18 protein-coding genes and 1 pseudogene are annotated in these 19,224 nt (G+C 71.7%); 3 read left to right on the top strand and 16 right to left on the bottom strand.

Annotated elements, in window-relative coordinates; genetic code table 11:
* Positions 1–126 precede the first annotated feature (126 nt).
* Positions 127–414 (top strand): annotated as a pseudogene (locus ACWD3E_RS02485) (ammonium transporter); the annotation flags it as partial.
* 59 nt (positions 415–473) lie between these two features.
* Here the strand turns inward: ACWD3E_RS02485 and ACWD3E_RS02480 are convergent.
* On the bottom strand, positions 474–1,667 hold the full coding sequence (locus ACWD3E_RS02480; protein WP_451385677.1) for an RNA-guided endonuclease InsQ/TnpB family protein: 1,194 nt from the start codon (positions 1,665–1,667) through the stop codon (positions 474–476).
* 152 nt (positions 1,668–1,819) lie between these two features.
* On the opposite strand from ACWD3E_RS02480, the gene ACWD3E_RS02475 reads away from it, so the two are divergent.
* On the top strand, positions 1,820–2,158 hold the full coding sequence (locus ACWD3E_RS02475) for a P-II family nitrogen regulator (RefSeq protein ID WP_225836951.1): 339 nt from the start codon (positions 1,820–1,822) through the stop codon (positions 2,156–2,158).
* On the opposite strand, the gene ACWD3E_RS02470 is transcribed toward ACWD3E_RS02475, so the two are convergent.
* The 5 genes from ACWD3E_RS02470 to ACWD3E_RS02450 form a co-directional block, all read right to left on the bottom strand.
* Complete coding sequence (locus ACWD3E_RS02470) at positions 2,052–3,062, bottom strand: WxL protein peptidoglycan domain-containing protein (protein WP_451385676.1); 1,011 nt, start codon at positions 3,060–3,062, stop codon at positions 2,052–2,054. The two genes, ACWD3E_RS02475 and ACWD3E_RS02470, sit on opposite strands and share 107 nt — an antisense overlap.
* Before the next feature lie 59 nt (positions 3,063–3,121).
* Positions 3,122–4,450: a beta-xylosidase gene (locus ACWD3E_RS02465; protein ID WP_451385675.1), complete on the bottom strand. Its 1,329-nt coding sequence runs from the start codon at positions 4,448–4,450 to the stop codon at positions 3,122–3,124.
* 166 nt (positions 4,451–4,616) lie between these two features.
* A complete protein-coding gene (locus tag ACWD3E_RS02460) occupies positions 4,617–5,093 on the bottom strand; it encodes a hypothetical protein (protein ID WP_451385674.1) in 477 nt (158 codons plus the stop codon).
* A gap of 188 nt (positions 5,094–5,281) precedes the next feature.
* On the bottom strand, positions 5,282–5,644 hold the full coding sequence (locus tag ACWD3E_RS02455) for a cytidine deaminase (protein WP_451385673.1): 363 nt from the start codon (positions 5,642–5,644) through the stop codon (positions 5,282–5,284).
* A gap of 28 nt (positions 5,645–5,672) precedes the next feature.
* Complete coding sequence (locus tag ACWD3E_RS02450) at positions 5,673–6,533, bottom strand: helix-turn-helix transcriptional regulator (protein ID WP_451386482.1); 861 nt, start codon at positions 6,531–6,533, stop codon at positions 5,673–5,675.
* Positions 6,534–6,643: 110 nt separating this feature from the next.
* Here ACWD3E_RS02450 and ACWD3E_RS02445 point away from each other — a divergent pair, with 110 nt between their 5' ends.
* A complete protein-coding gene (locus tag ACWD3E_RS02445; RefSeq protein ID WP_451385672.1) occupies positions 6,644–8,065 on the top strand; it encodes an MFS transporter in 1,422 nt (473 codons plus the stop codon).
* Positions 8,066–8,127: 62 nt separating this feature from the next.
* Here ACWD3E_RS02445 and ACWD3E_RS02440 read toward each other — a convergent pair whose 3' ends face one another.
* The 10 genes from ACWD3E_RS02440 to ACWD3E_RS02395 all read right to left on the bottom strand — a co-directional run bounded on the left by ACWD3E_RS02440 (position 8,128) and on the right by ACWD3E_RS02395 (position 19,173).
* On the bottom strand, positions 8,128–8,487 hold the full coding sequence (locus ACWD3E_RS02440; protein WP_451385671.1) for an MmcQ/YjbR family DNA-binding protein: 360 nt from the start codon (positions 8,485–8,487) through the stop codon (positions 8,128–8,130).
* Positions 8,484–9,785, bottom strand: a complete 1,302-nt coding sequence (locus ACWD3E_RS02435; protein ID WP_451385670.1) for a hemolysin family protein — start codon at positions 9,783–9,785, stop codon at positions 8,484–8,486. The genes ACWD3E_RS02440 and ACWD3E_RS02435 overlap by 4 nt, the downstream gene beginning before the upstream one ends.
* Positions 9,786–9,801: 16 nt before the next feature.
* A complete protein-coding gene (gene ybeY / locus ACWD3E_RS02430; protein ID WP_451385669.1) occupies positions 9,802–10,299 on the bottom strand; it encodes an rRNA maturation RNase YbeY in 498 nt (165 codons plus the stop codon).
* A 12-nt stretch (positions 10,300–10,311) separates the two neighbouring features.
* Complete coding sequence (locus ACWD3E_RS02425) at positions 10,312–11,391, bottom strand: PhoH family protein (protein WP_451385668.1); 1,080 nt, start codon at positions 11,389–11,391, stop codon at positions 10,312–10,314.
* A 235-nt stretch (positions 11,392–11,626) separates the two neighbouring features.
* Positions 11,627–12,784, bottom strand: coding sequence for a PfkB family carbohydrate kinase (locus ACWD3E_RS02420; RefSeq protein WP_451385667.1), 1,158 nt, complete (start codon positions 12,782–12,784; stop codon positions 11,627–11,629).
* A 142-nt stretch (positions 12,785–12,926) separates the two neighbouring features.
* A complete protein-coding gene (locus ACWD3E_RS02415; RefSeq protein ID WP_451385666.1) occupies positions 12,927–13,919 on the bottom strand; it encodes an adenosine deaminase in 993 nt (330 codons plus the stop codon).
* A 20-nt stretch (positions 13,920–13,939) separates the two neighbouring features.
* Entirely contained in the window at positions 13,940–14,845 is a 906-nt protein-coding gene (locus ACWD3E_RS02410; protein ID WP_451385665.1) for a ribonuclease Z, read from the bottom strand.
* A 6-nt stretch (positions 14,846–14,851) separates the two neighbouring features.
* Positions 14,852–15,205 carry a histidine triad nucleotide-binding protein gene (locus tag ACWD3E_RS02405; RefSeq protein WP_451354554.1) on the bottom strand — a complete coding sequence of 118 codons (354 nt, stop codon included), beginning with the start codon at positions 15,203–15,205 and terminating at the stop codon, positions 14,852–14,854.
* 121 nt (positions 15,206–15,326) lie between these two features.
* Positions 15,327–18,473, bottom strand: a complete 3,147-nt coding sequence (locus ACWD3E_RS02400; RefSeq protein WP_451386481.1) for a S41 family peptidase — start codon at positions 18,471–18,473, stop codon at positions 15,327–15,329.
* 127 nt (positions 18,474–18,600) lie between these two features.
* Positions 18,601–19,173 (bottom strand): hypothetical protein, encoded by a 573-nt coding sequence (locus tag ACWD3E_RS02395; protein ID WP_451385664.1) that lies wholly within the window; start codon positions 19,171–19,173, stop codon positions 18,601–18,603.
* Positions 19,174–19,224 lie beyond the last annotated feature (51 nt).

Below are 19,224 nucleotides of genomic sequence, written 5' to 3'. Positions count from 1 at the left end.
ATGAAACGTCACGGAAATATACCCGTATACACACTGCGGCCACCCGGCCACCCCGCGTCGCCGCACTCCAACCACCAGCTTCGTAGTCACCGAACGTAACAGAGCACCACAACCCCGTCATCGGCATTGCCGATCGGCCTGCTCGCCGAGAAGGCGATGACCGGCGGCACGGAGGACCTCTTCTACGGCGGCGGACTCGCCCCGCTCGGCAAGCAGCTGGTCGCCGTGGTGGTCGTGGCCGCGTACGCCTTCGCGGTGACGTACGGCCTCGGCAAGCTGCTCGACAAGGCGCTGGGCTTCCGGGCGAGCGAGGAGCAGGAGCACACCGGCCTGGACCTTACGGTGCGCACCGAGGCGGCATACGATCACGGCGTCCTGGGCCGCGGCGCCCCGGTCTCCCACTCCGTCCCCAGCGCGCGCCCAGAAGGTCACCCAGGCTTGGCTTCCTCCCCCCTCGTGAACGAGGGGGATTCCTACGGCTCGCGCCGTGGGGGTTCCTGCTTCATCACCGACTGCCCGCCCGGAGTGCTCCGTTGAGGTCTTACACCGGCTCCACAGGCCGACACCGCCAGCCCGGCGGCCTTGAGGTTGCGTGCCGCGTTCACGTCGCGGTCGTGCGTGGTGCCGCAGTCGCACGTCCACGCGCGCACGTTCAGCGGCATCTTCTCTTGCATGGTGCCGCAGTGGGAGCACAGCCTGGAGGAAGGGAAGAAGCGGTCGACCGCGATCACTTCCCGCCCGTACCAGGCGGCCTTGTACTCCAGCATGCTGCGGAACTCGCTCCATGCCGCGTCCGAGATGGCGCGGGCCAGGCTCCGGTTCCTGACCATGTTCCGCACGGTCAGGTCCTCGATCACGATCGTTTGGTTTTCACGAACGAGACGAGTGGTCAGCTTGTGCAGGCCGTCGCGACGCCGGTCGGTGATCCGGGCATGGATCTTCGCGACCCTGCGCCGGGCCCTGGCCCGGTTGGTGCCGTCGCCCTTGGCCTTGCGGGCAAGCTCCCGCTGGGCCTTGGCGAGGCGGGCGCGGTCGCGGCGCTCGTGCCTCGGGTTGGCGATCTTCTCGCCGGTGGAGAGGGTCAGCAGGTGGTGCAGTCCGACATCGACGCCGATCGCCGCGTCCGTGGCCGGGAGCGGCATGACGGACGGGTCCTCGCACAGCAGGGACACGAACCAGCGCCCCGCACTGTCCTGGGACACGGTCACCGTCGACGGGACCGCGCCCTTTGGCAGGGGACGCGACCACACGATGTCCAGCGGCTCGCTCATCTTCGCCAGCGTCAGCCTGCCGTCCCGGAAACGGAAACCGCTGGTGGTGTACTCGGCGGACCTCCGCGACCTCTTCCGGGACTTGAACCGCGGATACTTCGCCCGCTTCTCCCAGAAAGCGACGAAAGCCCCTTGCAGATGCCGAAGGCACTGCTGGAGCGGGACCGACGACACCTCGCCCAGGAACGCGAGTTCCTCGGTCTTCTTCCACGCGGTCAGCATCGCCGAGGTGGCGTTGTAGTTGATCCGCTCCTGACGCGCCCACGCCTCGGTACGGGCCGCGAGCGCCATGTTGTAGACCTTGCGCACGCATCCGAACGTGCGCGACAGCTCCGCTGCCTGCGCATCGGTCGGATAGAAGCGGTACTTGAACGCCCGCTTCACGCGAGTGGGCATGCTCACAAACTAGGCCAGCAATCGGTAAAGACCAAACCTGCGGGTCAGAGCACTGCGATCCGCCCTGACCGCGAATCGCAGTCCTTTGCCCTGCTCCGCAGGAGTCCGTTTCCCCTCCGCCCTGAAGGGCGGAGTATCCACGGAGGAATCAGATGAAGCTCATCACCGCGATCGTCAAGCCGTACCGCCTCGATGCGGTCAAGACCGCCCTGCAGGAGCTGGGTGTGCACGGGCTGACCGTGACCGAGGCGAGCGGCTACGGCCGTCAGCGCGGCCACACGGAGGTGTACCGGGGGGCCGAGTACCGGGTCGACCTGGTGCCGAAGGCGCGGATCGAGGTCGTGGTCGAGGACGCGGTCGCCGACGACGTGATCGACGCGGTGGTCAGGGCCGCGCAGACGGGGAAGATCGGGGACGGGAAGGTGTGGTCCGTCCCCGTCGAGACGGTCGTACGGGTACGGACCGGCGAGCGCGGCCCCGACGCGCTCTGACCAGCAGCACCCCGCCCACCGCGCCCGCGCCCAGGACCAGCGAGGCCGGCAGCCAGGGCAGGGCGAGGAAGGACGCGCCCGCGCAGTCGCGGGTGCCCTGGGCGCTCGCGGTCAGCGTGATGCGGCCCCGGTCCAGCTGGGGTGCCCCGGACCAGCGTTCGGTGAGCCGGACCCGCTGGCCGGGCAGCAGCTCGGAGGGGACGCGGGTGAGGTCCCGGTCGAGCAGCGTACGGCCGAACAGCCCGCGCGCCTTCAGCTCCACCTTCGGGTCGAGGGTGACGTTCCCGGTGTTGTGCAGGGTGTAGGAGACGGTCGCCGTACTGTCGCCGAGGCCCGGCACGAGCGGCTGGTGGTGGCTGATGCGCACCTGCCCGACGGAGAGCGCGGGGAGTGCGGGTCCGCTGACCCGGAGGTAGATACGGGCGCCGACGGCCCGCTGGACACCGAGCGCCAGTGAACCGCTGCCGGGGTCGATCCGCTCGTCGAGGGCGACGATCGCGCCCGGGTGGTCGCCGGGTTCGGCGCCCTGGGGCACGCGCAGGGTGAAGGGCACGGTGACGGTCCTGTGCCCGGGCACGGTGACCCGCGTCCTCGCGATCCGCGCCCACGCGCCCACCCCCAGCATCCGCTCCTTCAGGGTGCGTACCGCGAACCCGCCGTCGCGGGCGGTGTTGTAGGCGTCGGCCGCGTAGAGCCGGAAGGTGAGCGGACGCCCGGTCTTGTTCTGGACGGCGACCTTGTCGGTGAGGGTCTGGCCGGGGTCGGCGGAGAGGTAGAAGTACGGCCGCGCGGCGACCTTCGAGGCGAGCGGGTACACGGACCAGCTGCCGTTGTCGGCGGCGTGCGCGGGCGTGGCCTGCCATGCCAGCAGGAGGCCCAGGAGGACGACGTACAGCTTGCGCATGAGTGCGGACCCCCAGGGACGGAAGACAGGGGAACGGGCGGGTGCGGACGCCCGCACGCTCAGGTGAGCGTCAGCGTGAGCACGCCGGAGTACGAGCCCGGAGGCGTGAACGCCGGTACGTCCAGGGAGAGTCCGGCATCGACGGTGAACTCACCGCCGGTGACCGTGGCGTCGGAGGTCGACGCGAGGGTCGCTCCCGAGGTGCCCACCGTGCCCGCCGAACCGGCCTTGCAGGTGCTGGGGCTGCCCGGCTTGGTCGCGCAGGCCGGGGTCCAGCTCAGCTTCCCGGCATCGACCTTGGCGCCGGGGCCGGTGAAGTCGGTGACCTTGCCGGTCAGCGACCAGCCCGCGGGCCCGCCGCGGAAGTCCTTGACGGTCACCGTCTGCAGGGACCCGGTCGAGGCCCCGCCCTTGCCGAAGTCGACCGCCGACAGCGCGACGGCGTCCCCGGCCTGGGACATGGACAGGGTGCCCGCCTTGACCGTGGTGGTCAGCTTCTGGCTGCCGGGCGGGACGGGCGTGTTGTCGTTGACGACGTAGGCCGCGGGGCCCGCGCCCTTGTCCGCGTTCCAGGAGGCGCCCTCGTACGCCACGATCCCGGTCGTCGTCTTGTCGTTGACGACCAGCGAACCACTGAAGGAGCCCTGGGCGTTCGCGGTCACGGTGGCGGTGTCCGCGGTCTGGTTGCCCCCGGACCGCCCGGCCAGGGTGACGGTGGCGCCCGGCGTGAAGTTGCTGCCGCTGACGGTGACACTGGCACCCGGGTCACCGGAGGCCGAACCGAGCGAGATGGCACGGGTGTTGGCCGGTGTGCCGTCGCTCGCCGTGATGGTCTGCGACACCGGTGCGGGCGGGTTGATGACCGTGCACGGGGTGTCCAGCTCCATGATGTAGCTGGTGTGGATGTTGTAGTCGCCCGGCGAGAGGGTGATCTGGCCGGGCTTGGTGACGGTGAACGACCCGGTCATGGAGAAGGACGGGAAGGCCGCCTTCCCCGGCACCGGGGGGTTCTTCTTCGGTCCGGCGACGGTGACGCCGCCGGTCTGGGCGCCACCGAGGGTGACCTTGCCGGTCGGGGTCATGATGTCGGCCGGCAGGGCCAGCTCGGTGGGGTTGCTGGCGGCGGCCGTGACGACCGTGTAGGTCACGTTGACCGTGTCGCCGACCTTCGGACTGGTCTTGTCCACCGACACACTGGCGGTGGTGGTGCCGTCGATCGGCGGGATGCCGGCGACGGCGGGCGGGATGCAGTGTGTGGCGAAGTCCACGTTCGCGCCGGCGGCGCCGGCCGGATAGGCCAGCGCGCCGCCCGCGGTGACCGCGAGCGCGGTCGCCCCGAACAGTGACGCCCAGCGCCACCGTCGGGATCTGTGGGGTGTCGGACCCATGGGCCCCCTCCTGAGGGTTGCGGGCGCAGCGGCTCGTCTGCGCCGACAGGGGGCATTGATGTGGAGCCGGGGTGAGAAGTCAATGGAGATGCCGCAGAAATCTGACGGATCATCAGTTTCTGCGGCATCCGGAACAGATCGCTCAGTTCACCGGGTCGGTCATGACTCAGCTGAAGACGAACGGGCCGGGCGACTGCTTGGCGGTCGCCGTGCAGGTGATGGTGATCCCGAAGACGGTCATCTTCAGCGAGCCGCCGTACGCCTCCAGGCTGTCACCGGAGGCCACGGTGCCGCTGAGCGGACCGACGGTGACGTGGGCACCCGCGGCCATGGCCGGGTTCTTCCTGCCGCTGAAGACGCTCGTGCCGCCGCTCCCCTTCACGAGGGTGAGGGCGGACGAGACCGAGTCCTGCGACACCGCGATCGGCACGGTGATGGCGGAGGACGTGATGGTGATGGTGGCCGAGGTGCCGCTCTGGGTGGCGGTGAGCGTGGCCGCTCCGCCGCCGTAGATACCGCAGTTCGCGTTGATGGTCGCCGACTGTGGGGTGACGGCGACCGCGGTGGGCGCGAAGGCGAGCCCGAGAGCCGCGAGGGCCCCGGCCGCCAACGCCGCACTTGTTGCCGTGCGCTTGCCTCTCATGGTGATCCGCTTCCCTTCCCTGGTGGGGAATGCCATGTGGGGATGGACTGGGAGGTACGCCGACGAGCGGCAGGCCGGCACAGGCGGATGCGGGCACGCTGCGGCGGCGGTGCGGATCTGACGGGTCGTCGGAACTTACGGCTCCATTGATGCGCGAGAGGCAGGCGACGGCAAGGATGAAATCCGGACTACTCTGCGGCGCCCGCCGGGACCGTCAGCTTCACGGCTCCGTCGGGCCCGGCGAGCAGCACCGGCGTCCCGGCGCCACCGAGGTCGGCCACAGCGGCCCGGTCCCCGGCAGCGACCTCCGCCGCCTCACTCACCACGGCCGCCGCCTCCAGCGACTGCGCCCCCGACGCCACCGCCATGGCCACGGCGGTCTGCAGCGCGGTCAGCTGAAGATGCTCGAGCTGCACCGACCCGGCGACATACGTACGCCCGGTCTCGTCCCGTACGGCCGCCCCCTCGGGCACGCCGTTGCGGGCCCGCGCCGAGCGGGCCAGGGTCACGATCTTGCGGTCCTCGGGGTCAAGCGCGTTGCTCTCGGTCATGCCCCGAGCATACGGAGCCACGGGCCGCTCACCCCGCCACGGGGTACATCGTTCCGCGCCTGCCCTCCGGGGAGGCCAGCCACTCCAGCTTCGCGGCGGTGTTCGCCTCGGCCAGCGGGGTGTGCAGCACGATCGACAGATCGGGCCGGGCGGGCACCGTCAGCACCGTCGCCTCCACCGCCAGCAGCCCGACCACAGGATGGTGCAGCTCCTTGCGGACCTGTCCGGCGTCCTCGATGCCCTGCTCGGCCCACAGCTCCAGGAACTCCGGGCTCGCCTCGCTCACCTCGGCGAGCACCGCCCGGTACCCCTCGTCGTCCGGCCGGGCGGCACAGGCGGCCCGGAACTGAGCGACGACCGTACGCGCGTTCCGCTCCCAGCTCCTGCTCCGCGACCGGTACAGCGGATCGGTGAAGAAGTCGACGAGACAGTTCTGGGTGATGCCGGGCCGCATGCCGAGCACCAGCGCGGCGGATTCGTTGTACATCACGCAGTTGTAGTACCGGTCCATGATGTGCGCCGGATACGGCATCCAGGTGTCGATCAGCCGCCGCAGCCCGTCGCACATGTCCCGCTTCTCGGGCGCCACTTCGGGCGCGGGCGGGTTCAGCCCGGCGAGCAGGTACAGGTGCCGCCGCTCGGCGTTGCTCAGCCGCAGCACCCGGGCCACCGAGTCGAGGACCTGCGGGGAGACGGAGATGTCCCGCCCCTGCTCCAGCCACTGGTACCAGGAGGCGCCCACGCCGGCGAGCACGGCGACCTCCTCGCGGCGCAGGCCGGGCGTACGGCGCCGGCCGCCGCCGACCGGCAGTCCGGCATCCTCGGGACTGACCCGGGCCCGCCGGCTCATCAGGAACTCGCGCAGCTCGTTCCGCCGGTGGTTCTTCATCGCCTCCGCAGCAGGCACGTACCCGCTCCTCCCCCGTCGCGTCTGGTGGTGCCACCACCACCATAAGTTCCGACTCCCCACCCGTATTCCGCGGGCCCGAAGCTCGTGACATGGCGATCGACACCACCACCCAACCCACCACCTCCGTAGGCGAACCGCTCGGCGCCCCCCGGCTGTCGACGCGCGACAAACTCGTCCTCTTCGTCCTGTGCGCGGCCCAGTTCATGGTCGCCCTGGACTTCTCCGTCCTGAACGTGGCGCTGCCCGACCTCGGCACCGACCTCGGCATGAGCCGCTCCGCCCTGCAGTGGGCGGTCACGGCGTTCGCGCTCCCGTCCGGCGGCTTCCTGCTCCTGTTCGGCCGGATCGGCGACCTGTACGGCCGCCGCAGGCTGTTCCTCGCCGGCCTGGGCCTGTTCGGCGCGGCCTCGCTGCTGGCGACCCTGGCCTGGGACCCGGCGGTGTTCCTCGCCGGGCGTGCCCTGCAGGGCCTCGCGGCGGCGGCGATCGTCCCGACGGGCATGTCCCTGCTGACCACCACGTTCCCGGAGGGGCCGGCCCGCGACCGCGCCCTCGGCATCTCGGGCACGCTGCTGTCGCTGGGCTTCACCGTCGGGATGGTCGCGGGCGGGGTCCTGACCGACGCGCTCGGCTGGCGCTCCACGATGGCCCTGCTCGCCGTGTTCGCGCTGATCGTGCTGCCGCTGGCGCCGGGCCTGCTGCCGGAGTCCCGCACCCCGGACCGCCCGCGCCTGGACGTGCCCGGCGCGATCACCGTCACCACCGGCCTGCTGTCGCTGATCTACGCCCTGTCCACGGCCGCCGACCACGGCTTCGGCCGCCCCGACGTCATCACGGCCCTGATCGCCGGCCTCGCCCTGCTGACCGCGTTCACGGTGATCGAATCCCGCTCGCAGGCCCCCCTGGTCTCGCTGCCCATGCTGCGCCGCCGCACGGTGGCGTGGGGCAACCTGGGCGGCCTGGTCACCTTCTCGATGATGTCGACGGTGGTCTTCGTGCTGACCCTGTACCTCCAGGACATCCTGCACCTGTCGGCGTTCCAGACGGGTCTGGTCTTCGGCGTCCAGGGCGCGCTGTCGGCGGTCGCGGGCACGCTCGCCCCGAAGGTCATCGGCCGCTTCGGCGCCCGCCGCACCCTGGTGGGCTCGCTGGCCGGACAGGGCGTGCTGGTGGGGGCGCTGCTGCCGCTGAACACCCACAACTGGTCGGTCTGGCTCGCCACGGCTGCCGTGTCCCTGGCCAGCATGTGCCACCTGGGCGCGATCATCTCGTACGGCCTGACCGTCACCTCCGGCGTCCCGGACGAGGAACAGGGCCTGGCCACGGGCCTGGTGACCTCCACCCAGCAGGTCGGCCTCACGGTCGGCATCCCGCTGCTGGGCGTGCTGGCCACCACCTCCGGTGACCTGCTGACCGGCGTCCACACGGTCCTCGCCCTGGACGCGGCGCTCGTCCTCGCCGCCGCGGTCCTGGTCGCCCTGGGCCTGCGCCGAGCCGACTCCAGGGCCTGAACGACCCGCTGCGCGCGGCCGTGTGCACAACACGGCCGCGCGCAGCGTCGTTCACCAACGGCCTAGGGCCGGTCCAGCCGCAGCCGTTCGGCCCTCGGCAGACCGGCGACGACGAGGTCGTACGAGTCCTCGATCAGCTCCTTCACGAGCCGGTCGGGGAGTCCGCCGTCCACGGTCACGGTGTTCCAGTGCCGTTTGTTCATGTGGTACCCGGGGATGATCAGCCCCTCGTGCTCGTCCCGCAGCCGGACCGCGTCCTCCGGGTCGCACTTCAGGTTGACCGTCAGGGGCCGCGCGTCCAGCCGGCTCAGGGCGAACATCTTGCCCAGCACCTTGAAGACCGAGACCTCCGGGCTGAACGGGAAGTCCTCCACGGCCGCGTTGAAGGACAGGCAGAAGGCGCGCAGTCGCTCGGGGGTCACTCCGGCTTCGTCTCCTCCGCGGCGAGCGCGGGCACCGGCTCCACCAGCACGGTCACGATCTTGTTCCGGCGGCCGGACGCGGCCTCCGCCGTCAGCTTCAGCCTGCGGCCGTCGGGCAGTTCGACCTCGGCCGACGCGCCGGCGATCGGCACCCGGCCGAGGGCCTTGGCGAGGAGTCCGCCGACGGTCTCCACGTCCTCGTCGTCGAACTCGTCCAGGCCGTACAGCTCGCCGAGGTCGGTGATGTCCAGGCGGGCGGTGACCCGGCAGCGGTCGTCGCCGAGACGCTGGACGGGCGGGAGTTCCCGGTCGTACTCGTCGGTGATCTCGCCGACGATCTCCTCCAGGATGTCCTCGATGGTGACGATCCCGGCGGTGCCGCCGTACTCGTCGATGACGACGGCGACGTGGTTGCGTTCCTTCTGCATCTCGCGCAGCAGGTCGCCGGCGTTCTTGGTGTCGGGCACGAACACGGCGGGGCGCATGGCCGTGGAGACCAGGTCGCCCTCCGCGTCACGGTTGATGTGCGTCTTGCGGACCAGGTCCTTCAGATACACGATCCCGACGATGTCGTCCTCGCTCTCCCCGGTCACCGGTATGCGGGAGAACCCGGAGCGCAGGGCGAGGGTGAGGGCCTGGCGGATGGTCTTGAAGCGCTCGATGGTGACGAGGTCGGTGCGCGGCACCATGACCTCGCGGACGAGGGTGTCGCCCAGCTCGAAGACCGAGTGCACCATGCGGCGCTCCTCGTCCTCGATCAGCGACTCCTTCTCGGCGAGGTCCACCAGCGCGCGCAGCTCCGCCTCGGAGGCGAACGGCCCGCGCCTAAAGCCCTTGCCCGGCGTCAGCGCGTTGCCGATGAGGATCAGCAGCGACGGGATCGGGCCCATCACCCGGGCGAGCGGCAGCAGCACGTACGCCGCCACCGTCGCGGTGTTGAGCGGGTGCTGGCGGCCGATGGTGCGCGGGGAGACACCGACGGCGACGTACGACACCAGCACCATGACGCCGATGGCGACCAGCAGCGCCTGCCAGGTGGCCGCGAACTCCTGCAGGCAGGCGTAGGTGACCAGGGCCGCCGCGGCCATCTCGCAGGCCACGCGGACCAGCAGGGCCACGTTGAGATAGCGCGTGGGGTCGGCCGCGACCTGGGCGAGCTTGGCGCTGCCCCGGCGGGCGGACTTCACGGCCTCCTCGGCGCGGAAGCTGGACACGCGCGCGAGGCCCGCCTCCGCGCAGGCGGCGAGCCAGGCGACGACGACGAGCGCGATCGCGCCGAGGACGATCTGCGGACTCATGGGAGGACCGTTTCGCTTACGAGACGGTCGGCGCCGGCGACGGCCCGGTCAGCCCGCGCTCGGCCCGCCACCCGTCCACGATGGCGGCCTGGAGCCCGAACATCTCCGCCTTCTCGTCGGGCTCCTCGTGGTCGTACCCCAGCAGGTGCAGCACTCCATGGACGGTGAGCAGCTGGAGCTCCTCGTCCATGGAGTGCTGCGTCGGCGCCTCGGCGCCCTGCTTGGCGGCGACCTCCGGGCACAGCACGATGTCGCCGAGGAGCCCCTGCGGGGGCTCGTCGTCGTCCTTCGTGGGCGGGCGCAGCTCGTCCATCGGGAAGGACATGACATCGGTGGGACCCGGAAGGTCCATCCACTGGATGTGCAGCTGCTCCATGGCGTCGGCGTCCACGACGATCACCGACAGTTCGGAGAGCGGGTGGATGCGCATCCGCGCGAGCGCGTAGCGGGCGATGTCCAGGACCGCCTGCTCGTCTACCTCGGTGCCGGACTCGTTGTTGACGTCGATCGACATGGCCGTACTGGTCTACTTCCCCTTGGTGCCCTTGGCACCGGTCTTTCCATGGCCGCCCTTGTGGGTGCCGTTCTCGGTGCCGTGCTTGCTGTCGTACAACTCGTACGCGTCGACGATACGGCCCACCAGCTTGTGCCGGACGACATCGTGGGAAGACAACCGGGAGAAGTGGACGTCCTCGACGCCCTCCAGGATCTCCTGCACCTGCCGCAGACCGGACTTGGTGCCGTTCGGCAGGTCGACCTGGGTCACGTCACCGGTGATCACGATCTTCGAGTCGAAGCCGAGGCGGGTGAGGAACATCTTCATCTGCTCGGGGCTCGTGTTCTGGGCCTCGTCCAGGATGATGAAGGCGTCGTTGAGCGTGCGTCCGCGCATGTAGGCGAGCGGCGCGACCTCGATGGTCCCGGCGGCCATCAGCCGCGGAATGGAATCCGGGTCGAGCATGTCGTGCAGCGCGTCGTACAGCGGGCGCAGGTAGGGGTCGATCTTCTCGTACAGCGTGCCGGGCAGGAAGCCGAGCCGCTCGCCCGCCTCCACCGCCGGGCGGGTCAGGATGATCCGGTTGACCTGCTTGGACTGCAGGGCCTGCACGGCCTTGGCCATGGCCAGGTAGGTCTTGCCGGTACCGGCGGGCCCGATGCCGAAGACGATCGTGTGCTTGTCGATCGCGTCGACGTAGCGCTTCTGGTTGAGGGTCTTGGGGCGGATCGTACGGCCGCGAGAGGACAGGATGTTCTGCGTCAGCACCTGCGCCGGGGTCTCCGCCCCGTCGCTCGTCCCGTTCTCGCTCGCCTTGAGCATGGCGATCGAGCGTTCCACTGCGTCCTCCGTCATCGGCTGCCCGGTGCGGAGCACCAGCATCATCTCGTCGAACACGCGCGAGATCAGGGCGACATCGGCGGGATCGCCGACCGCGCTGATCTCGTTGCCCCGGACGTGTATGTCGGCCCCCGGGAAGGCCTTCTCGATCACGCGCAGCAGGGAGTCGCCGGATCCCAGCACGGTGACCATCGGGTGCTGGGCGGGGACGGTGAACTGTGCTCTCGCCCGCTCCTGCGCGGAGGTGTGAGCTGTGGGTGTCTGAGTCATGGGCCGGCGCTGTAGGCCTGCGGTTCCTCCTCGTCACGGCCGCACGGCTGAGGGCGGCCTCGCGATTCCAGGGTACGACGGTGGACTGACAAGCCCGAAGGGCTTTTCGACGGGGGCCGCTTTCCCTCTCTGAGCCGACAGTTTCGGGATGGGGGTCCCCCCGCGCGAGCGCAGCCGAGCGCGGGGGAGGGTGGGCATAGGCCGGGGGTCCAGGGGGCGGGAGCCCCCTGGTACGTCAGCCCGCCCGCCGGAACCCAATGGTCGGCACGGCCCGCCGCAACGGCCAAGGGCGGTCCAGCTCCGCAGGCACAAGTCCCTCAAGGAACGCGTACCTCTGCAGAGCAGCCGGGTCCTGCCCCGGAAGGGACTGCACCCGCCGCCACCACGCCCCGATCTCCGACCACCCCGGCGCCGACAGGGACCCCCCGAACTCCTGCACCGACAAGGCGGCCGTGAGCCCGGCGAACGCCAGCCGGTCCGCCAGCGGCCACCCCGCCAGGGACCCGGTCACGAACCCGGCGACGAACACATCCCCCGCCCCCGTCGGATCCAGCGCCTCCACGGCGATCGCGGGCACCTCGGCGGCCTCCCCGGTCCGCCGGTCCACCGCGTACGCCCCCTCCGGCCCCAGCGTCACCACGGCCACCGGCACGTGCTCGGTCAGGGCATGCGCGGCGAGCCGCGGGCAGTCGGCGCCCGTGTACCGCTTCGCCTCCTCCGCGTTGGGCAGGAACGCCTCGCAGTGCTCCAGGTCGGCGAGCCCGCCCAGATCCCACGCGCCGGTGTCGTCCCAGCCGACGTCCGCGAAGATCCGGGTGCCCTCGCGGGCGGCCCGGGCGATCCAGGGGGCCCGGCTGCCAGGGGTGAGGGAGGCGACGGCGGCCCGCGCGGGGGGCGGGCAGTCGGGGGCGCCCTCTTGGATGAGCGCGGCCTCCGGGGGCGGCTCGTGACCGTGGGAGATCATGGTGCGCTCGCCCTCGTAGGCCATCGACACGGTCACCGGGGAGTGCCAGCCGGGCACGGTCCGCGAGGCGGTGAGGTCGATGCCCTCGCCCTGTTCGAGCGCGTCCCAGCAGTAGTCGCCGTAGTGGTCGTCGCCGAAGGCCGCGGCCAGGGAGGTCTTCAGGCCGAGGCGGGCCAGCGCGGTGGCCATGTTGGCGACCCCGCCGGGGCTGGAGCCCATGCCCCGGGCCCAGGACTCGGTGCCGCGCACGGGCGCGGAGTCCAGGCCGGTGAAGATGATGTCCAGGAAGACCGTGCCGGTGAGGTAGACGTCCCAGGGCGGGTCGCCCGGTGTGCGCAGGGCGGCGAGCGGATCGACCTGGGCCTGACAGCGCGCTGCCCGGGTGAGGTGCTCGGGTTCCTCTCCGGCGATCGTGTGGGACGGGCTCACGGTGCGCTCCCTGCGGTGGTGCGGACGTGGCCAGTGTGCACCACACCGCACCCCGGCACGGCCGATCACACAGAAGGCGGCCGCACCAGCCCGGCGCCCACCAGCGGGGCGTCCTGCCCTGGACCACCCGCCCAGGCCGTCGTCATCCGAACTCGTACGCCTCCACCTCGGCCAGGTATCGGGCCCGCCGCTCCTCGTCGTCCTCCAGGAAGGAGGCGAGGAAGGAGTTGCGGGCCAGTTCGCGCATCCGGTCCTCGGTCAGGCCCAGGGTCGCGCGCACGGCGTGGAAGTTGTCGCCCACGTAGCCGCCGAAGTAGGCCGGGTCGTCGGAGTTGACCGTGCACAGCAGCCCGGCGTCGAGCATGGCCGGGAGGGGGTGGTCGGCGAGCGTGTCCACGGTGCGCAGGCGGACGTTCGACAGCGGGCACAAGGTCAGCGGGACTCGCTCGCGCACCAGCCGCTCGACCAGCGCCGGGTCCTCCATGCAGCGCAGCCCGTGGTCGACGCGCTCCACGCCGAGCACGTCCAGAGCCTCGGTGATGTACTCCGGCGGCCCCTCCTCACCGGCGTGCGCCACGCGCCGCAGCCCGAGGGCGGCGGCGGCCTCGTACACCTTGCGGAACTTCACCGGCGGGTGTCCGACCTCGGCGGAGTCGAGCCCGATGCCGGTGATCCGGTCCAGGTACGGCTTGGCCGCCTCCAGGGTCGCCATGGCGGACTCGGCGGACTCGTCGCGCAGGAAGCACAGGATCAGCCGGGTGGAGATCCCGTGGTTCTCCTCGCTGCGGCCGAGCGCCCGCCACAGCCCCTCCACGACCGTGCCCATGGCCACGCCCCGGGCGAGGTGGGCCTGCGGGTCGAAGAAGATCTCCGCGTGCCGCACACCCTGCGCGGCCGCGCGGGCGAGGTAGGCGTTCGCGAGGTCCGCGAAGTCCTGCTCGGTGCGCAGGACGGCCATCAGCTCGTAGTAGAGGTTCAGGAAGGACTGGAGGTCCTCGAAGTCGTACGCCTTGCGAAGCTCGCCCGTGTCCGCGTACGGAAGGGTCACGCCGTTGCGGGCGGCCAGCTCGAACGCCAGCTCGGGCTCCAGGGTGCCTTCGATGTGGAGGTGCAGTTCTGCTTTCGGGAGGGCCATCAAAGCATCGTACGGGCGTTTTATCGCCGTTTCGGAACCGCCACCCGATCCAGGTCCTGCGCCACGGTCAGCTCCCCGGCGAAGCCGGCCGCCCGCGCCTGCCGCTCGAACTCCTCCGGATCGGAGTAGCGCTGGCTGAAGTGGGTGAGGACCAGGTGGCGCACACCGGCGTCCCGCGCCACGCCCGCCGCCTGCCCTGCGGTCAAGTGCCCGAAGTCGACGGCCATTTCGGCGTCCTCGTCGAGGAAGGTCGACTCGATGACGAGCATGTCGCAGCCCTCGGCGAGCGCGTACACCCCGTCGCACAGCCGGGTGTCCATGACGAACGCGAACCGCTGCCCGCGCCGCACCTCGCTGACCTCGTCCAGGGTCACGTCCCCGAGCCTGCCCTCGCGCTGGAGCAGGCCCACGTCCGGGCCCTTGATCCCGCGCTCGGCGAGCCGCTCGGGCAGCATGCGGCGCCCGTCGGGCTCGGTCAGCCGGTAGCCGTAGGAGTCGACGGGGTGGGACAGCTTGCGGGCTTCCAGGGTGTACGAGGGGGTGACCGCGAGGTCGCCGTCGGCGTCCACGGGTGCCTCGGTCAGCTCGACGGTCTCCCGGTATGCGGTCGCGTACCGCAGCCGGTTGAAGAAGCGCTGTCCGGAACGCGGGTAGTGGGCGGTGATCTCGTGCGGAACCTTGTCGAGGTTGATCCGCTGGATGACGCCCGCGAGGCCCAGCGAATGGTCCCCGTGGAAGTGCGTGACGCAGATCCGGTTCAGGTCGTGGGCGGCGACCCCGGCGCGCAGCATCTGCCGCTGTGTGCCCTCGCCGGGGTCGAACAGGATGCCCTCGCCGTCCCAGCGCAGCAGGTAGCCGTTGTGGTTGCGGTGCCGGGTCGGGACCTGGCTGGCGGTGCCGAGGACCACCAATTCACGGACCGACATGGCGACTTATCCGGGGGGCCACTGCATGCCACGGCCGCCGAGGACGTGCGCGTGGGTGTGCCAGACGGTCTGGCCCGCCCCGCTGCCGGTGTTGAAGACGATGCGGTAGCTCTCCAGCTTGTCCTCGTCGGCGACGGCCTGCGCCTCGCGCAGTATGTCGGCGGCGACGGCCGGTTCCGCGACGGCGAGTTCGGCCGCGTTCTTGTAGTGCACCTTGGGGATCACCAGGACGTGTGTGGGCGCCTGGGGGTTTATGTCCCGGAAGGCAACGGTGGTTTCCGTCTCGCGGACGATCGTCGCCGGGATGTGTCCCTCGACGATCTTGCAGAACAGGCAGTCGTCCTGCGGTTCTCCCGCCATGCGCTCCGCTTCCTTTCGCCGGATGATCCAGTGGGGGGCATCGTAGTCGTTCGGGTGCGCGTCGTATGTGGCTGGGCGCGCCCACGCGGCGGAGCCGCATGTCGATACAGTCCCGCGCCCCTTAGGCGGGCATTGTCGGCGGTGTCTTCGCAGGCGCCGTTTCCAGCGCCTCCAAAGCAAGCCTCACTGCCTCGTCCAGCTGAGCGTCCCGCCCCTCCGCCCAGTCCTGTGGGCGCTGTACGACCTCCACGTCCGGGTCGACGCCGTGGTTCTCGACGTCCCAGCCGTAACCCTCCAGCCAGATCGCGTACTTCGGCTGGGTGATCAGTGTGCCGTCGACGAGTTGGTAGCGGCTGTCGATGCCGACGACTCCGCCCCAGGTGCGGGTGCCGACGACCGGGCCGATGCCGAGGGCCTTGATCGCCGCGTTCACGATGTCGCCGTCGGAGCCGGAGAACTCGTCGGCGACGGCGACGACCGGTCCCCGGGGCGCGTCCAGCGGGTAGCTGGTGGGCCGCATGCCGCGCGGCATGTCCCAGCCGATGATGCGCCGGGCGAGTTTCTCCACGACGAGCTGGGAGGTGTGCCCGCCCCGGTTCTCCCGGACGTCGACCACGAGCCCCTCGCGGGCGACCTCCACGCGCAGGTCGCGGTGGATCTGCGCCCAGCCGGGGGCCTGCATGTCGGGGACGTGGAGGTAGCCGAGCCGGCCGTCGGAGGCCGCATGGACGTGGGCGCGGCGGCCGGCGACCCAGGCGTGGTAGCGCAGGGGCTCCTCGTCGGCGACGGGCACGACGACGGTGTGCCGCAGCTCGCCCCCGCCCGCCGGGGAGACGGTCAGCTCCACCGGGTGTCCGGCCGTGCCGACGAGCAGCGGGCCGGGGCCGGTGACCGGGTCGACGGGGTGTCCGGCGACGGCGACGATCGCGTCTCCGGGGCGTACGGCGACGCCGGGTGCGGCGAGCGGGGAGCGGGCGTCGGGGTCGGAGGTCTCCGAGGGCAGGATGCGGTCGATGCGCCAACTGCCGTCCGGGTGACGGGAGATGTCGGCGCCGAGCAGGCCCTGCCGGGGGCCGCCGCGGTACCGGCCGGGCGGGCTGACGTAGGCGTGCGAGGTGCCGAGTTCGCCGTGCACCTCCCACAGCAGGTCGACCAGGTCGTCGTGGGTGGCGAGGCGGTGCAGCAGGGGGCGGTAGCGGTCGAGGACGGCGGTCCAGTCGACGCCGCCGAGGTCGGGCCGCCAGAAGTGGTCGCGCATGAGCCGGCCGGTCTCGTCGTACATCTGCCGCCACTCGGCGGCCGGGTCGACGGTCTGCCGGACCCGGGCGAGGTCGACGCCGACGCTGTTGTCGCCGTCGTCGTCGGTGCCGGTACGGCGGTCGCTGGGGACGACCCGGAGGCGGCTGTCGGTCCACAGCAGGACGCGTTTGCCGTCGCCGCTGACCTCGAAGTGGCCGGCGTCGGAGGCCAGGTGCTCCAGGCGCCGCTGGGCGAGGTCGTAGCGCTCCAGCTCGGTGTGCGGGTCGGGGTCCTCGGGGTGGGCGCGGGAGGCGCCGAGGACGCCGTGGACGGGGTGGCGCAGCCAGAGCACGCCGTCCTTGGCGGCACGGAGCGTGGAGTACCGGCCGGCTTCCACCGGGAAGGGGACGATGCGGTCGGCGAGGCCGTCGAGGTCGATCCGGGTGGCGGGGGTGCCCTCGCTGTCGGGGGTCTCGTCCTTGTCGGGGGTCTCGAAGGGGCGGCCGTGCCGCTGCGGGCCGAACGGGGACGGGGTGGTGGCGGCCAGGGTGATCAGGTGCGGGCGGGCGCCGACCACGAACGCGAGGTCGAAGACGTGCTCGTCGTAGACCGGGTCGAAGGCGCGGTTGGAGAGGAAGGCGAGGTGCTTGCCGTCGAGGGTGAAGGCGGGCGCGTAGTCCTGGAAGCGCAGCGGGGTCGCCTCGGTGACCGACAGGTCGGTGGTGTGGGCGATGCGCAGCTGGGACAGCGGGCGCGGGCCGGGGTGGGCCCAGGCGAGCCAGGCGGAGTCGGGCGAGAAGGCCAGCCCGCAGACCTCGCCGTCGTCGCAGCGGTCGACCTCGCGGACCTCGCCGGTCTCCCGCTCGACGAGCAGAAGCCGCCCGTCGTGCGCGGCGACGGCGGCCCGGCTGCCGTCGGGCGCCATGGCCAGCTCCAGGACCCTGCCGAGCTGTCCGGCGGCGAGCCGGCGCGGGGTGGCGCCGGGTACGGTCCCGGTCGCGGGGGCGAACTCCAGGGCGTCGTCGCCCTCGGCGTCGGTCACCCACACCACCCACTCCTCGCCGTCGGCGCGGAAGGTGCGCGGCAGCCGGGCGCGGACGCCGGGGGTGGCGGCCAGCGCGCGGGCGGGCCCGGAGCGGTGGGTGACCCAGTGGACGCCGCCGCGCACGCACACGGCGCTGCCGCGCGCGGTGTGGTCGGGGGAGGCGGCCCCGAACCAGCGGGCGGCGTTCACCGGGTACGGCCGCAGGTCCAGCCGGGGCCCGCCGAGCCGGACGTCGAGCCGGCGCGGCTCGGCGCCCTCCAGATCCTCCAGCAGCCATAGTTCGCCGCCGGAGGCGTACACGACCCGGCTGCCGTCACCGGCCGCGTGCCGGGCGTAGAAGCCTCCCTCATGCGGGGTGTGCCGGCGCAGGTCGGAGCCGTCGGCGAGGGAGGAGTACAGGGCGCCGGTGCCCTCGTGGTCGGAGAGGAACGCGAGGCGCTCGCCCACCCACACCGGGCACTCGAGGTTGCCGTCCAGTTCGGCGTGCAGTCGTACGAACGCGCCGGTGCCGTCGGGGTCGATCCACAGCTTGCCCGCCGTACCGCCCCGGTACCGCTTCCAGTGGGCGGCCTCGCGGCCCATGGTCGCGGACTGGAGCACGGTGGCCGGGCCGAACGCCACGTCGCCGACGGGCCCGTGGGGCAGGGTCTCGGCCGGTCCGCCGTCCAGCGGCACGGCGTGCGCCCAGGGGCGGCTGCTGGGCCGGCCCTGCGCGCCGAGCGCGAGCACCCGCCCGTCCGGGGTCCAGCCGCGTACGGCGGTGCGCCGGCTGCCCCAGTGGGTGAGGCGGGTGGCGGAACCGCCGACGACCGGGGCGACGTGCACCTCGGGCGCGCCGTCCCGGGTGGAGGTCCAGGCGATGGAGGTTCCGTCGGGGGATATCCGGGGGTGGGTCACCGGCCTGTTGTCGGCGCTGACCCTCCAGGCCCGGCCGCCGTCGAGGGGCGCCAGCCAGACGTCGTCCTCGGCGACGAAGGTCACCAAGTCGCCGCGCAGGTGGGGGAACCGGAGGTAGGCCGAGGATGCCGGGGATGCCGAGGAGTCCGTCGTAGCGCCCTGAGTCACCTGGTCAGCCTACGCAGCGCCCGGCGGTTCCCGCCCCGGTTTCCGATCACTTGCCCTGCGCCGGCCAGCAGGTCGGGTCGCCCTTGCACCAGAGGGTGCGAGTGACGGTGACCGTCACCGTGGGCCGGGACCCGCCGGGCAGCCGGTAGGACGGCTTGTACGAAGGTCTGTACGAGGGCCGGTACGAAGGGCCGGGCTTGGAGCTGCAGTCGCCGAGCCCGCTCACGTGGAACACCTGCCTGCCGCCGACCCTGGCCGTCAGATCGCCGCGCACACAGGCGCCGTCGACGGCCTTGGTCACCTTCCCGGTGACGGTGATCTTCCGCCCGTCGCCGGTACGGCCCTGGCAGTCGACCGAGACGACGGTTTTCCGCGTCGGCGAGTGCGACCTGCCGGGCGTGTCACCGCCCCGGCCGGTGCAGTTGAGCCAACTGACGTCCACGTGCTGCCGTTTCAGCTCGGCCCTCGCGGTCGTACTGGTGGTGTACGCGGCCGACGCGGAACTCAGCCCGCCCGGATCACACGCCACCAGCGCGCCCCCGGCGAGCACCGCGAGCCCCGCAATGGCCACGACCCGCCCGGTCCCCGTCCGCTGTCCGTTCCGTCTCAATGCCCCCATGAAGTGCAGCGTGCCACCGGCCCGGCCGGGGCGGTAGGCCACTTGCGGCCA

Source organism: Streptomyces sp. NPDC002676, from assembly GCF_053592455.1.
The sequence above is the reverse complement of the archived record's forward strand: the minus strand, read 5'-3'. Positions and strand labels throughout refer to the sequence as shown.